The sequence below is a fragment of the Acinetobacter legionensis genome (assembly GCF_048552295.1).
Taxonomy (GTDB): Bacteria; Pseudomonadota; Gammaproteobacteria; order Pseudomonadales; family Moraxellaceae; genus Acinetobacter.
Genome location: NZ_JBIMCW010000015.1, coordinates 86,117 through 100,786, shown reverse-complemented (window position 1 = coordinate 100,786; position 14,670 = coordinate 86,117). Strand labels below are relative to the sequence as shown.

The following is a 14,670-nucleotide window of genomic DNA, read 5'->3' as shown; positions in this document are numbered from 1 at the left end:
CGTGCCATAAAATACTCCATATATTGATGTTTATAACATCATTTGGGGAGCAAAATATCACTTATAAGTGTTGTTCAAATTTCCTGATCCACCTCTGAAGAAAGCTTATTTAACTTATGTTCACCTAAAATCTACTTTATAGGCTAAAAACCATATATATCATTTTAATTCAATTGCTTATAACAAAATATACCTTAAATTAAAAACCAAAGTTCATGAACTGTAGTATCTATTTAGGTGAGAGAAATTTTATACCATCAGTTTTTTTAAATATTAATACTATGATTTAACAATACTCAAAACGGATTGTAGTTAAACATTGATTCGACATAATTTATGATATTTTTGATCCATCGATAACGAGCTCAACACACTTTGCCACTTAGACTAAGATCATTAAAGAAGTTATGAGAATCTTCTCTTAACTCCCTTTTTTAAATTATCTTTTGATAACTAATGCTAACTTCCCAACATGTTTTCCTTGCTGTAACAATTCATGAGCTTGCCGCGCATTTTCAAGATCAAAGGATTGATAAAGTATCGGTTTGAGTTGTTCTTTTGAAATTAAAGGCCAAACTTTTTCCTGAAGGGCAGCCATAACTTCAGCTTTGGCTGTAACAGATTGGGAACGTAACGTTGCGCCAGTATGAGTAAGACGTTTTGCCAACATTGGGAAAATATTGACTTTTTCTGCAAGCCCTTTTAGGACACCAACTTGTAAAATAGTGCCATTCATAGCTGCAACCTCATAGTTTTTCTGAATGTAATCGCCTGCAATAATATCTAAGACAAAATCTACACCTTGACCATTGGTATGTTTTTTTATTTCTTCAACAAAATCCTGTTCTTTATAATTAATCGCAACATCAGCGCCAAGTTCTAGACTTGCTCGTTGGTGTGCAGTACTAGAAACTGTAGTAAAAATTTGTGTAGCACCAAAGGCTCGCGTCAGCATAGTTGCGGTAGTTCCAATGCCAGAAGTGCCACCATGAATTAGAATAGAACTGTTTTCTCTAAATTTTGCATGTTGAAATAGATGAGACCAAACTGTCATAAATGTTTCCAGCAGAATTCCACCCTCTATTAAGGTTAAACCCTCAGGAATAAACAAAACATTATCTTGATGTGCAATCACATATTCAGCATAACCACCGCCTTGTACCAAAGCACATACTTCATCACCAACTTTCAACTTACGTACAGATGAACCTACTGCTTTCACTACACCTGAGACCTCTAAACCAGGGATGTCTGTCACACCTGGAGGCGGAGCATATAAACCTTGTCGCTGCATTACATCTGGCCCGTTAATACCAGCAGCAACCACTTCAATTAAGACGCCATCATTACTTAGCTCAGGAATAGGACGTTCACTTACTGTAATAACTTCAGGACCGCCTGCACCATTAAATGTAATACATTTCATAAATGTCTTTTCCTTATCATTGTTGGAAATGGGATTTTGAATCGTCAATCTCGTTTTAAATAAAATTAATTTGAAGAAGGTCTCTTACCTAAAGTGATCGCTAATGCAAATGCTATAAATTTACCAAAAGGAGCATGGAGCAGACTTGGAAAGTTCCACCGGCCTTGATCAAATACACCTTTGGCATGACTCATCGAACGAAAGCCCTCAATTCCATGATAGGCTCCCATGCCACTTGGACCTACTCCACCAAATGGAAGATCATCTTGCGCAACATGGATAAGGGTATTGTTAATGCCTACATTCCCTGATGTAGTACGACTTAGTATTTTTTTGCAATCTGCATTTTTTTCACCAAAATAGTAAAGAGCTAAGGGGCTATCTCTCGTATTAATATAGTTAATCACTTCATCAACACTGCGATATGTACGAACAGGAAGAATTGGACCGAATATCTCTTCTCGCATAATGGCATCATCATCTTTTGCACCGATAACAAGAGTTGGGGTGAATGTACGTTGTCTATTAATTGCAGATTCAGGTCTAATACCTACTTCAACAATACGTGCACCATTTTTCTCAGCATCTTTAATCAGATTTTGCAAACGGTTGTAATGTCGTTCATTCACAATGGAAGTGTAATCTAAGGTATCAGGACCATTTGGATAGAATTTTTTAACTGTTTTATCATATTGATTAATAAATGATTCTAGATCATCTTCATGTACCAAGGCGTAATCTGGTGCAACACAAGTTTGCCCCGCATTAGACAATTTTCCATAAGTAATACTCGTCAAAGTTCTTGAATTGACATGACCTTTAGCGACAATCACAGGACTTTTCCCACCTAACTCAAGCGTAAGAGGGACAAGATTATCACTTGCAGCTTTCATCACTTTACGACCAACAGGTGTGCTACCTGTAAATAAAAGATGATCAAAGGGCAAGGCGCTGAATTCTGCACCAATTTCAGGCCCTCCAAGAACAACTGCAACCTCATCTAGTGGAAATATATCTGCCAACATTCGATAAATGACATCACTGGTACGAGGCGTTAATTCTGATGGTTTTAACATGACTCGATTCCCAGCAGCTAAAGCAGTCGCTAATGGAATCAATGTCAATGATATTGGGTAATTCCAAGGTGCCATAACACCAATGACACCTTTAGGTTGATATTCTACACGGGCAGTCGCAGAACGATAAAATAAACTGACATGGCGGTGTTCAGCTTTCATAAAACGACCTAAGTTTTTAGTCAGATAATCTATAGATTGAATGATACCCAGCAACTCCATCACATCCGTTTCATGATGTGAACGATGTCCAAAATCTTCACTTACGGCGGTCTGCAATTCAGTGCGGTTTGCAAGCAATGCAACACGTAATTTTTTTAAATTTGCTTTTCTTTGGGACAAAGTTGTTGGCTCTGATCGGAGAAAAGCTTGGCGTTGTTGATCCAAAATTTTATTCAAATTTTCAATTGGATGGGTCTTATTTAAAGCATTCATTTTTTCACCTCACGATATGAAGACAACGATTAATGCCTACATGAATGTGTAACTCATTAAGATAACTATAAGATTAAAGTCGACTTTAATGTCAACTGAAATAAATCAAAAATTAAAAAATAATTTGTAGAGGTGTAGGAAATGTATAAGCAAACTTTGATAGGAAATACGGGGAATAAATAAATCTTTTTCTATTCACCAATCAGCAGACTGACTAAAAAATCAATTTTTTAAACTTAAACTTTTGCAATCAAAACTGACTAAAAGCATTGAGCTTGAGGTGAGCTTTAATCTTAATATTGAATAACTATCTGAAGAGATAGTGCCGTATTTATCCAATTTACCAACATTGACGACAACATAAATTAGTAATCAAATTGTGCAATTTTTGCATCATTAGCTTTTTAAAAATCGTGCTGAGTTTTATTAAAACCTACCAGCAGGACCGTTTTATGGGTTCAAGCGTGATGGTGTTGAGCCATCTGAACCTATTTTTGGAATTGGTGGCGTCAAGGTATGATGAGTGGGGCCAAAGCACACTATGATGGGATTGTCGCATTCTCTCAGACTGATTTTACAGAAGATTTAAAAAAAGATCTCTGTTCCAGTATGAGTAATGCATGGTGATGATGACCAAATCGTACCTTATGAAAACGCTGGGGCTTTGTCTGCCAAACTCTTACAAAATGGAACTTTAAAAATTTATAAAGGTTTTTCAGATGGAATGCCCACTGTGAATGCAGATGTTATTAATCCTGATTTATTAGCATTTATTCGTGAATGGTGAGTATGAGTCATACCTTAAGCATGTTAAAAGATAGAGGCAAATAAAGCCTCTATCTTTTTAAATTAGAAGCACAAATTTTTTAATAAGCTATTAATTAATAAATATTTTGATAATTATATTAATTAACTCAAAAAAATCCATTGACATTAAAGTTGGCTTTAATCTTAAAGTATAACCATACCAAAACAGGGCACCGAAATGAAAGTGTTTGATAAATTAGTTTTACCAAATGGCTCCCAAATTCAAAATCGAATTGCCAAAGCAGCCATGGAAGAAAACATGGCTGACTTAAACCATGCACCATCAGAAAAACTGATGCATTTATATCAAGCATGGGCGAATGGTGGAGTAGGGCTCATCATTACAGGAAATGTTATGGTTGATCGTCGTGCTATGACAGGACCAGGTGGGGTGGTTTTAGAAGATGATAAATTTATAGATACTTTTAAACGTTGGGCACAGATAGGGCGCTCACAAGGTGCGCAAGTTTGGTTGCAAATTAATCATCCCGGTCGCCAAATGCAATCAAATTTAGGACAGGAAACATGGGCACCCTCTGCTGTAGGACTAGATTTAGGGAAAATGTCTGATCGTTTTAGTATTCCGATTGAAATGACTCAAGACATGATCGATGAAGTCATCCAACGTTTTGCAAATACTGCACGTTTAGGTGAGCAAGCAGGATTCACTGGTGTTGAAATCCATGCTGCACATGGCTATCTATTGAGTCAATTCCTCTCACCTTTAAGCAATAAACGCCAAGACCAATGGGGTGGCTCATTGGAAAATCGCGCACGAATCCTAATTGAAATTGTCAAAGCAGTCCGTGCTGTGGTTTCACCAACATTTACAGTTGCAGTGAAACTTAACTCTGCTGATTTTCAACGTGGAGGTTTCAGTGCTGAGGAGGCACAACAAGTCGTTTGCATGCTTAATAAATTGGCTGTTGATTTGGTAGAGCTTTCAGGTGGTAGTTATGAGGCACCAGCGATGCAAGGTCAATCAAGAGATGATCGTACATTAGCCCGTGAAGCATACTTCTTAGAATTTGCCCAAGAGATTGGTAAAGTTGCAAATATGCCTGTCATGGTGACAGGCGGAATACGTCGTAAACAAGTCGCTGAAAAAGTAATTGAAAGTGGTGTAGATATGGTCGGTATTGCGACTGCATTGGCGATTAATCCAAACTTACCAAATAAATGGAGGCAAGGACAAAACGTAGCACCTGAATTAAAACCAATTACTTGGGACAATAAAACCTTAGCGTCACTTGCGAGTATGGCGACAGTTAAATTCCAACTACGGAGGTTAAGTCTGGGCAAAAAACCAACCCCTAAAGTCTCACCTTTATGGGCATTACTAATACAACAAGCAGCGATGGCACGTCGTACTCATCAATATAAAAAGCGAATGCGCGATTATGCATTTTCGTCTTAAATACCGAGGACAGATTTCATGATAAATACAAATGATTCCAATTGGATGATTTATGGTGCAAATGGCTATACGGGCGAGTTAATTGCCCGTGAAGCTGTCCGTTTAGGTCTTAAGCCAATTTTAGCAGGACGCACACAAGCCAAAGTACAACAACTTGCTCAAGAATTAGGCCTTGAATACAAAGCTTTTGGTCTAGATGACGTTACAGCTGTGAGCGAAAAATTAAATGGTGTTAAGCTAATCATGCATTGTGCTGGCCCTTTTTCCGCAACCTCACATTCCATGATGAAAGCTTGTATTAAAGCAGGTTCTCACTATTTGGATATTACAGGTGAAATTGCTGTATTTGAATTAGCGCAATCACTAACGTCAGAGGCACAACAAGCAAATATAGTGTTGTGCCCAGGTGTAGGTTTCGATGTGATTCCAACAGATTGTGTTGCTGCTGCCTTGAAAGAAGCTTTACCCGATGCGACTCATCTAGCACTCGGTTTTGATTCAAAAACAGGACTTTCACCAGGCACAGCCAAAACCAGCACAGAAGGCATGGCAGATGGCGGAAAAATAAGGAAAAATGGCAAAATCACTACCGTAGCTTTAGCACATCACGTACGTCAAATAGATTTTGGTGATGGCAAGAAGAACGCAATGAGTGTCCCTTGGGGGGATGTTTCAACAGCTTTTCATACCACTGGTATTCCTAATATCGAGATTTTTGTACCAGCACCAACGTCCATGATTTTTGGTGCAAAAATGTTGAACTGCATACGTCCTATATTCAAACTTAAATCAGTACAAAACTTGATGAAATCAATTATTGAAAAATCTGTGGTAGGGCCTGATGAAGAATTACGCGCTAAATTACCGACTTATGTGTGGGGCGAAGCAAGAAATGAAAAAGGTGTAATAAAAACAGCACGAATACAAACTCAAAATGCTTATAGCTTAACCGTAAATGGCGCTTTAACAGTCGTTCGTTATTTACTTGAGCATGATGTTAAGGGGGCAGCATATACTCCAGCAAAGTTAATGGGCTACAGCCTAGTGACTCAGATCGAAGGTTCAAGTGATATTGTAATTTCTTAGACGTACTCGGGATAGGATCTATCATATTTCTTAAATGTTTGTGATCCTTCTTAATTTAAACCAATTCCAAATATTTTATTTAGAATTGGTTTTTTTATTACTTTAGTTTTTAAATGATGAAAATTTTATATTAAATATAGCTATTTAAATTTATCTTATCTCGCTATGATTAAAATACTAAAAATATTTTAATCATCTTGAAAGCTATTTATTAGTTGAAAAATAATAAATGAGTATCAATGGTAGATCAAACAAAAAAGTACCTCGCTAGGAAGTACTTTAATTTGAATATGAATTACTTTTTGTTGTTTTCATTACCTAAAGACTTCAATGGTATTGGCATATTTAAAGCCAACTGAGCATCTTTGACCACATCTAAACGTAATACTTTACCAGCACCGAGCTCATCAAGTAGGTTAGTTATAGGACCGCCATTTCGAACAAGTTGTACATTTCTCGGAAATAGCTGTTGTCCAAAGGCAAGTGTATTAGATTCTACAGATGTACTATGCCATTGGCCATCAACTAAATTAAACATCGTTTTAGTTTCGATATGAGATTGTGGTTTGACACGCTTAATCTTTGGTAACGGTGCAATTAAACTCAAATCTGGTTTACCATCAGTATTCAAAATCTGAGCTTCAACATTTTTATTACCAATCGTCATATCAATTGCTGTCAGCCATTTAGGGAGTTGATATCCATACACACCACGCACACGGGCAATTTCTGTATCTACAGGCAATGCTAAAACATGACCATAGTATTTATGGTTACGCATTGAACTTAACAATTCTGTAGTGTGAAACTTATGCGCACCAGGTTGACGAACAACTACAGCGACTGATACTTCATCGTAAGGATCGACATCGCCTACAGCATAAGAAAAGAACGTAAGAGAAACTAAGCCATAGCCAGGGAAAGGTTGTAATGGCTCAAGTGGAGCAGGAAGTTTTGCTTTTAACTTGGATACTGGAGCAAGCATCAACAGTTGTACATTACTGGTACGATAATAAAAATTTGGTGACCAAACTTTACCAACACGAGTCTCTACCATTTTTTTAGGGATAGTACGGAAATAATCGATATTTCCAGCAGCGGGGTCTTTAGCAACTTCATCCAAGTCTGGATTCATGCGGAAACGATCGTAATAACCACCTTTAGGTACATTTACTTTATATGGTCCAAATTCAACTACGGTGGTTTTTTGATCACTATTCTCAACATTGCTAGAGGTAGTATTGGGTGTTGTAGCATGAGCAGATAAACTCAAGAATATACCAATTGATGCAGTAGCAGTTGAGCGACGGAATTTAATTTGATTGAACATAATGGTGTTCCTCCTATTAACATTAATTAAATGCTAAGATTAAAGTAAGGTTTAAGGTCAAGCTTTTTATGATTTTTAATTGATTTTTTTTTGTTTATTACAGTTATTAAAATAAAAAAACCAGATTTACATAATCTGGTTTTTGATGACGAGTGTAAAATGGATTAATGCATGGTTTTTAAGCGTTGTATTACAGCCTCCGCAATTTCTTTACTTGATTGAGGGTTTTGTCCAGTAATGATTCGATCATCAGCAATCACATAAGAGGTGAACGGAACCAAAGAACGCTTATATTTAGCACCGCGTTCGATTAATTGGTTCTGAAGTAGAAAAGGGACTTGAGATTTCATCCCTGATAGAGTCTCTTCAATATTTGCAAAACCAGTTACTGTTCTCCCCGCAATTAGTGATTGACCCTTATGATCCTGTAATGGTAATAATCCGCCCACTCCATGACACACCGCAGATACTACACCCCCTTGCTGATAAATTGTCTCACTGATCTTCTTTAGTTCTTGGTTATTAGGAAAATCCCACATCGTGCCGTGACCACCTGTATAATACACTGCTTTATAATTAGATGGCACAATTGCTTTTGGTTCGAGCGTTGTTTTGAGATGTTGCATAAATTCAGGATTAGCTAAATGAATTTTTGCTGCGTTATCTAAATAGATTACTTTTAAACTGCGCTCATCGAGCGGAACACTGCCACCCCGAGGACTTACAAAATCCATTTCATAACCAGCAGCACGTGCAACATCATAAAAATGGGTAAGTTCAGTCAACCATAAGCCTGTCGTATCTTTACGATTGGGATAGGCGAAGTGATTTGTCATCACCACTAAAATTTTTCCATTCGATGCTAAATGCTTAGTTGGTTCAGATGCATAAGCGAAAGTATTGGCTAAAATTAGTGTAATAAAGCCAATGATCCAGTTTTGAAGAGTCCAAGATTTAAACATGACAGGTTCCTCATAAATTACCTGTCTCCAATGCTATGTTTAAAGTTCGGTTTAAGGTCAATAGTTTTTATGATTTAGCGACAAATGGAATACTTAGGCTTGATCATTAACGTAATAAAGATTCAGCAAACGTTGCGCATTTTCCTCACAAGTTATTTCATCAGGTTTGTTATTAATTGCATTAATCATAGTACGCAGATTATTTTTACTCATTGCTAATTTTTGCTCTAAATCTTCAATATCTTTAATTTTGCTTTCCAGTAAGCCAATCAAAATATCGTGATTCCATGTTGTCACGTTAGATGGCAAAAATGATTTTATTTCTGCTAAAGAAAAACCAACTTGCTGAGCTTGTTGAATTAAATAAAGTTGTTTAAGGTCATTTTCGCTATATTCTCTATAGCCATTTGCTTTGCGTTTTGCCTTTGGAAGCAGCTTAATCTGCTCATAGTAGCGAATCGTCGGTGTGCTTAACCCACTTTGTTTTGATAGCTTGCTTATATTCATTTCACTTAATTTCACTTGACATTAAAGCCAACTTTAGACTTATAGTGTGTTAAAAGCAAGATCAATAAAAATGAAAAATAGATGCTGCTATGACAAAACGGATATTACATATTGTCACTAATGTCGATAACTATGAGGGTATAAATTATCCTACAGGGTTATGGTTGGGAGAACTTACTCATGCTTACGATGAGTTTGAAAAAAATCATTATGTTCAAGATATTGTAAGTCCACTCGGTGGAAATTCACCAATTGAACCTAAATCATTAGGACGTTTTGTTGCCGATCAATCAGTATTAAAACGTAAAAATGATCCAAGCTTTATGAAATTACTTGAGAATACAAAGAAGCCCTCTGAAATCAATTAGCAAGATTACGATGTGATTTATTACACGGGTGGCCATGGGGGTAATGTGGGATTTTTTGGATAATCTAGAACTCCAAGAAATTACCAAAAATATTTATGAAAACGGTGGGGTAGTATCTAGTGTTTGCCATGGTTATTCCGGGTTATTAAATATTCGGCTTTCGAATGGCGAATATTTAATTAGAAATAAAAAATTGACTGGGTTTGAGCGGTGTGAAGAAGTCTTAGCAGGTGTGGCTAAAAAAGTTCCATATAATGCAGAACAACGGGCAAAAGAACATGGTGCATTTTATGAAAGAAAGTTCATTCCTTTTGCCCCAAATGTTGTTAAAGATCAAAATTTGATTACTGGTCAGAATCCATTTTCTGCACGTGTTACTGCTGGAGCAATTATCGAGTATTTACAAAAAATGTAGTTCTATATTTGAGTATAGTGCAATAGAGTTAAAGTGATAATGCCTGACGGATGAAAGCATGAATACTAATTTATATAAGAAGAAATGTATAAAATGACACGTGTTATTTATTTAACTTATGTTTGCCTGAATCTGAATCCATATTTTTATTTTAAAAAATATTAAAAAAACAATAATAAATGTCTTAAATTTGAAATAATAAAAAACTAAGTTCATGAACTTGCTCTGTAAAGTACTGTTTGAACCAAAATAATGGCTAAGAATTGGACACTGATAACTATTCATTTTTCAATTAGTGATTTTAGATAACTCAATAATATCGGTCTTAAATTAATTACTTAAATTTAACTTTATGAGATGGAACTAATCAACAAGAAATAATTATTGCAGCTAAAAGATTGATGAAAGGAGCATATTCATGGGGAAATTATAAAATAAAACTTAAGATATTGATTTTTATATCTAATTAAGCATTGATGGTTACTAAAAAAATATATACTGTAATAAGCATTCATGGTAAAAAATTTAAATTCTTGATTGAGCTGTAGATGTATGTCCCTCGTCGTTACTAAAAGAAATAAAAATAGAGCCCAACTGATCCACGCTGTTTCACATTTAGCTGAAACAGAGGGGGATCATGTTTCTAGTATTTCAGGACTTTCTTTTCATAACAGAATAAGCCCAACGGAGAGCACTCATTGTGTCTACAATTTAGGTGTAGGTATTATCTTGCAAGGGCAAAAAGAAATTGTGATTGGAGATAAAGTCTATAAATGCTTTGAAGGACAAAGTATGTTGACGACGATTGATTTACCAGCAACATCACATGTTGTACAAGCCTCCTCGCATAAACCATTTTTAGCTGTTTTACTTTTACTCGATCTTCAGATGCTGAATGAGGTTGTAGCAAATATGCCAATCGAAGATGAACATTCATCTTCAGAGGATATTCATGATTCGTTTTCAGTAGATTGGGTAGATGATCCTCTTACAGATGCAGTATTGAGATTGGTTAAAGTCCTCGAAGAGCCTGCTATGATTCCTCATCTAGCACATTTAATTCAAAAAGAAATTATCGTTAGACTATTAAATAGTTCACAAGGTATTTATTTACGACAACTCGTCAAAACAGGATCTGTAAATCAAAAGATTCACCAAGTTGTGAGTTGGTTGAAAAATAACTATACACAACCGATTCGGATGGATGATTTGGCGGAACGGGCATTTATGAGCCCATCAACTTTCAGACAACATTTCCGCGAAATTACAGGAATGAGTCCATTACAATACCAAAAACAACTCCGTTTACAGGAAGCTCGTCATTTGATGTTAAATCAAAATTTGGATGCAGGACGTGCAGCGAGTTTAGTCGGTTATGAAAGTGCTTCTCAGTTTAGTAGAGAATATAGTCGTTTGTTTGGAGAGTCACCTCAACGTGATGTGCAGCGATTAAAGCAGAGTTCATAATTGAATTTTGCCGAATTAAATATAATAGGCAAATAACTCGTCATTTTAGGCAATGTTAAAGTTTTCTCATTTTTTATACTGCTTATAAATATTCAACTTATTATTTAAGGCAGTTGAGATGTCGCTAAGCAAGCTTACTTTATTTAAACCTTTTGAGTTAGTTCATGGGATTTCTTTACGTAATCGAATTGTCATGGCGCCTATGACGACGTGGTCTGGAAATGAAGATGCAACGGTTTCTGAGCAAGAACTCGAATATATAAGACATCGTGCTCAAGATATAGGACTTGTTATTACAGGTTGTACGCATGTTCAGGAAAATGGAATTGGTTTTACCAATGAATTTGCTGCGTATGACGATCATTTTATCCCAAGTTTAACCTCACTTGCACAAGCAGCTAAAAGTGGAGGAGCTCCCGCCATTTTGCAGATTTTCCATGCAGGGAATAAAGCTGTACCTAGTTTGATACCTCATGCTGATTTGGTAAGTGCAAGCGCTTTAGCTGCACCTGCTGGACCATTTAATGATGGTCAACTGAAAAGTCGTGCTTTAAGCCATAATGAAATTTTAGAGGTAATCCATGCCTTTGGTGAAACGACACGTCGAGCTATTGAAGCTGGATTTGATGGAGTTGAATTGCACGGAGCATATGGGTTTTTAATTCAAAATTTCTTTTCCCCACAATTTAATCAGTGTGACGATGAATGGGGTGGTTCCCTAGAAAAACGTATGCATTTTCCTCTAGAGATTGTTAGAGAAGTAAAACGTGTGATTAAGCAATGTGCCAAAAAACCTTTTGTTTTAGGCTATCGTATTTCTATTGAGGAATATGATGAAAAAGGCTTAGGTATAGCTGATAGTTTACAGCTCATTGGTCGTTTAATAGATGCTGAAATTAGTTATCTTCATGTTTCATTAGTTGACTTACTTAACTCAAAACCTGTCGATACTATTGATGAACAACTTATTATTAAACAGGTAATTGATTATGTTGGTGATCAATTACCTATTATGGCTGCAGGTATGATTCTAATTCCTGATCAAGCTGAAAAGGCTTTGGGTTTGGGTCTCCCCCTAGTCGCTGTAGGTAAAGGGCTAATTATAAATCCAGAATGGGTACAGTTAGCCCAAAATGATCGTGCTGATGAAATTGAAACTCAATTGGATTTAGAAAAAATGCCTGAACTTGTGATTCCTGAAAAGTTACAGCAGGTGATCGAGGCAACAAAAGGCTGGTTTCCGATTAAGCAAATAGAGAAGTCTTAAACAGACTAGATTTTGAATTGACTGGTCAAGGAGACAAAAATGTACGATGAAACTACAAATGATGTCATTACTTCATTGGCAAAGAATGTCGATCGCCTCAGTCAAACTGATGGCGACCACCAAACAGCAATTTCTACATTATCCTTGCATCGACGTTCCAAGCCAAGTGCGACACATTGTATTTATAACTTAGGTTTAGGTATTGTTCTACAAGGCGAAAAGCAAGTCATTATTGGGGAAGAAATTTTTACATATACATCAGGACAATCAATGCTGACAACGATTGATATTCCAGTTGTTAGTCATACTCGTTGTACTACTGGCCATAAACCTTTTTTGGGATTAATGCTTTCACTTGATGTAGCAATGATTAGGAAAATGGTTTCTCAACTGGGGCAATTGGATTTTAAGGAGAAAATACAACCCTCTTTCGGTGTTCAAGTTATTGACTATGCTCTAATCGAATCGATAAATCGTTTGGTAAATTTAATTGATGAGCCTGTTTTATTATCTCAGTTATCGCCTATTATTCAGCAAGAAATAATGATTCGTTTATTAACAGGGCCCAATGGTGTTTATCTACGTCAATTAATTAAAGTTGGCTCTATGAATAGCAAGATCGAAAAAGCAGTATCATGGTTGAAGCATAATTTTATTAAACAAATTCAAATGGATGATCTTGCGGATCTTGTTTTTATGAGTCCATCGACGTTTAGACAACATTTTCGGGAGATTACGGGTATGAGCCCATTACAGTACCAAAAGCAACTCCGTTTACAGGAAGCCCGTCATTTGATGTTAAATGGTGAGGTAGATGTAGGTCATGCAGCAAGTTTAGTAGGTTATGAAAGTGCCTCTCAATTTAGCCGTGAATACTCACGCTTGTTTGGTTCTTCACCCCAAAAAGATATCCAAAACCTACTCTTAGCTTGAACTAACAGAAAATTTTTTATATTCGCCCAACTTCTAAGAAAGAAGTGGGGTTTTATTTTTTTAAAATATTGAAAAATATATTTAATTTAAAAAAATTATATAAATAACAGAATAGGCAAATTATCCGTTGAATTAGGCAATTCAATCAGGTTTCGTCATCCTATACTGAATACATAGAAAGATAGGTAACCAACCTAAAGTAGATGGTAATTAAGCATAATTAACGAATGGGGTACTCCATATGCAAACTGTAAAATATAAAAATCTAGCATGGGAATCAGCAGCTAATATCCTTTTTCCTAATGACTTTGACAAAAGTAAAAAATATCCAGCCATTGTCAGTGTTCATCCAATCGGAAGTTGTAAAGAACAAACTTCTGGCAATATTTATGGTAAAGCCCTAGCTGAGGCAGGTTTTGTAGTTCTAGTAATCGATGCATCGTTCCAAGGTGAAAGTGGCGGTGAACCACGTTTTATAGAAAATCCATATCACCGTGTTGAAGATATCCGTTATGCCGTAGATTATTTGGTCACTCAAGATTTCGTTGATGAAAATCGTATTGGTGCTTTAGGTGTCTGTGGTGGTGGTGCTTATGTACTCAACACGGCAATGACAGAGAAACGTATTAAAGCAGTGACTTCAATCACTGGCGTGAACTTTGGCCGTATGACCCGTGAAGGTTATGGTGGAATAGGTGAGGCTTTGATTGAAGGGCTTGAGGCAATTGGATCACAACGTACTGCCGAAGCTCGTGGTGGAGAATTATTAGTGAATGATTTACTTCCTCCATCCGTAGAGGAGGGTAAAAAAGCTGGAATTACCGATATTGACCCATTAGAAGCGACTGACTACTACAAAACTGCTCGTGGTCAGCAGCCAAACGGTGCAACCAGTGCATTACTTTCTCGTATGAGTGTGGCTTTGGGTTGGGATGCATTTCACTTAGCTGAAGTCTTATTAACCCAACCGATTTTGGTTGTAATCGGTGACAAACCAGGAGCTTTTGGAGCTTACCGAGATGGTCATGAAATTGTATGTCGTGCAGCATCGAAACAAAAAGAGTTGTTAGTTTTAGAAAATACATCACATTACGAATTGTACGACCAACCAGAACCTGTTGCTAAAGCATTAGCGAAAGCAATCCCATTTTTTAAAGAATATCTTTAATTTTGA

At 36.5% G+C, this 14,670-nt stretch carries 11 protein-coding genes and 2 pseudogenes; 8 read left to right on the top strand and 5 right to left on the bottom strand.

Annotated elements, in window-relative coordinates; all coding sequences use genetic code 11:
• Positions 1 to 439: 439 nt before the first annotated feature.
• Both ACG916_RS13320 and ACG916_RS13315 read right to left on the bottom strand, forming a co-directional pair.
• The gene (locus tag ACG916_RS13320; protein WP_419328911.1) at positions 440 to 1,426 is read right to left on the bottom strand and encodes an NAD(P)H-quinone oxidoreductase; all 987 of its coding nucleotides are present in this window, start codon (positions 1,424 to 1,426) and stop codon (positions 440 to 442) included.
• A gap of 65 nt (positions 1,427 to 1,491) precedes the next feature.
• Entirely contained in the window at positions 1,492 to 2,937 is a 1,446-nt protein-coding gene (locus ACG916_RS13315; RefSeq protein ID WP_419328910.1) for a coniferyl aldehyde dehydrogenase, read from the bottom strand.
• Positions 2,938 to 3,346: 409 nt separating this feature from the next.
• Here ACG916_RS13315 and ACG916_RS13310 point away from each other — a divergent pair.
• The 3 genes and pseudogenes from ACG916_RS13310 to ACG916_RS13300 all read left to right on the top strand — a co-directional run.
• A pseudogene (locus ACG916_RS13310) lies at positions 3,347 to 3,724 on the top strand (alpha/beta fold hydrolase); the annotation flags it as partial.
• Between the two features lie 198 nt (positions 3,725 to 3,922).
• Positions 3,923 to 5,161, top strand: coding sequence for an NADH:flavin oxidoreductase/NADH oxidase family protein (locus tag ACG916_RS13305; protein ID WP_419328909.1), 1,239 nt, complete (start codon positions 3,923 to 3,925; stop codon positions 5,159 to 5,161).
• Between the two features lie 18 nt (positions 5,162 to 5,179).
• A complete protein-coding gene (locus tag ACG916_RS13300; protein WP_419328908.1) occupies positions 5,180 to 6,247 on the top strand; it encodes a saccharopine dehydrogenase family protein in 1,068 nt (355 codons plus the stop codon).
• Between the two features lie 295 nt (positions 6,248 to 6,542).
• Here the strand turns inward: ACG916_RS13300 and ACG916_RS13295 are convergent, their stop codons facing one another.
• From ACG916_RS13295 to ACG916_RS13285, 3 genes are all read right to left on the bottom strand, one after another.
• A complete protein-coding gene (locus ACG916_RS13295; RefSeq protein WP_336951116.1) occupies positions 6,543 to 7,577 on the bottom strand; it encodes an acetoacetate decarboxylase family protein in 1,035 nt (344 codons plus the stop codon).
• A 164-nt stretch (positions 7,578 to 7,741) separates the two neighbouring features.
• Positions 7,742 to 8,539 carry a type 1 glutamine amidotransferase domain-containing protein gene (locus tag ACG916_RS13290; protein ID WP_336951117.1) on the bottom strand — a complete coding sequence of 266 codons (798 nt, stop codon included), beginning with the start codon at positions 8,537 to 8,539 and terminating at the stop codon, positions 7,742 to 7,744.
• Positions 8,540 to 8,632: 93 nt separating this feature from the next.
• A complete protein-coding gene (locus tag ACG916_RS13285; RefSeq protein ID WP_419328923.1) occupies positions 8,633 to 9,046 on the bottom strand; it encodes a MerR family transcriptional regulator in 414 nt (137 codons plus the stop codon).
• A gap of 89 nt (positions 9,047 to 9,135) precedes the next feature.
• Here ACG916_RS13285 and ACG916_RS13280 point away from each other — a divergent pair.
• The 5 genes and pseudogenes from ACG916_RS13280 to ACG916_RS13260 all read left to right on the top strand — a co-directional run bounded on the left by ACG916_RS13280 (position 9,136) and on the right by ACG916_RS13260 (position 14,664).
• Positions 9,136 to 9,829 (top strand): annotated as a pseudogene (locus ACG916_RS13280) (type 1 glutamine amidotransferase domain-containing protein).
• Between the two features lie 552 nt (positions 9,830 to 10,381).
• On the top strand, positions 10,382 to 11,296 hold the full coding sequence (locus tag ACG916_RS13275; protein ID WP_419328907.1) for an AraC family transcriptional regulator: 915 nt from the start codon (positions 10,382 to 10,384) through the stop codon (positions 11,294 to 11,296).
• 118 nt (positions 11,297 to 11,414) lie between these two features.
• Positions 11,415 to 12,563: an NADH-dependent flavin oxidoreductase gene (locus ACG916_RS13270; protein ID WP_419328906.1), complete on the top strand. Its 1,149-nt coding sequence runs from the start codon at positions 11,415 to 11,417 to the stop codon at positions 12,561 to 12,563.
• Positions 12,564 to 12,602: 39 nt separating this feature from the next.
• Complete coding sequence (locus ACG916_RS13265) at positions 12,603 to 13,496, top strand: AraC family transcriptional regulator N-terminal domain-containing protein (RefSeq protein ID WP_419328905.1); 894 nt, start codon at positions 12,603 to 12,605, stop codon at positions 13,494 to 13,496.
• 241 nt (positions 13,497 to 13,737) lie between these two features.
• Positions 13,738 to 14,664, top strand: a complete 927-nt coding sequence (locus ACG916_RS13260) for an alpha/beta hydrolase (protein ID WP_419328904.1) — start codon at positions 13,738 to 13,740, stop codon at positions 14,662 to 14,664.
• Positions 14,665 to 14,670: the final 6 nt, after the last annotated feature.

Coding starts and splice junctions, on each gene's coding strand:
- ACG916_RS13270 (WP_419328906.1), top strand. CDS start 11,415: ATGTCGCTAAGCAAGCTTACTTTATTTAAACCTTTTGAGTTAGTTCAT.
- ACG916_RS13320 (WP_419328911.1), bottom strand. CDS start 1,426: ATGAAATGTATTACATTTAATGGTGCAGGCGGTCCTGAAGTTATTACA.
- ACG916_RS13285 (WP_419328923.1), bottom strand. CDS start 9,046: ATGAATATAAGCAAGCTATCAAAACAAAGTGGGTTAAGCACACCGACG.
- ACG916_RS13265 (WP_419328905.1), top strand. CDS start 12,603: ATGTACGATGAAACTACAAATGATGTCATTACTTCATTGGCAAAGAAT.
- ACG916_RS13295 (WP_336951116.1), bottom strand. CDS start 7,577: ATGTTCAATCAAATTAAATTCCGTCGCTCAACTGCTACTGCATCAATT.
- ACG916_RS13260 (WP_419328904.1), top strand. CDS start 13,738: ATGCAAACTGTAAAATATAAAAATCTAGCATGGGAATCAGCAGCTAAT.
- ACG916_RS13305 (WP_419328909.1), top strand. CDS start 3,923: ATGAAAGTGTTTGATAAATTAGTTTTACCAAATGGCTCCCAAATTCAA.
- ACG916_RS13300 (WP_419328908.1), top strand. CDS start 5,180: ATGATAAATACAAATGATTCCAATTGGATGATTTATGGTGCAAATGGC.
- ACG916_RS13275 (WP_419328907.1), top strand. CDS start 10,382: ATGTCCCTCGTCGTTACTAAAAGAAATAAAAATAGAGCCCAACTGATC.
- ACG916_RS13315 (WP_419328910.1), bottom strand. CDS start 2,937: ATGAATGCTTTAAATAAGACCCATCCAATTGAAAATTTGAATAAAATT.
- ACG916_RS13290 (WP_336951117.1), bottom strand. CDS start 8,539: ATGTTTAAATCTTGGACTCTTCAAAACTGGATCATTGGCTTTATTACA.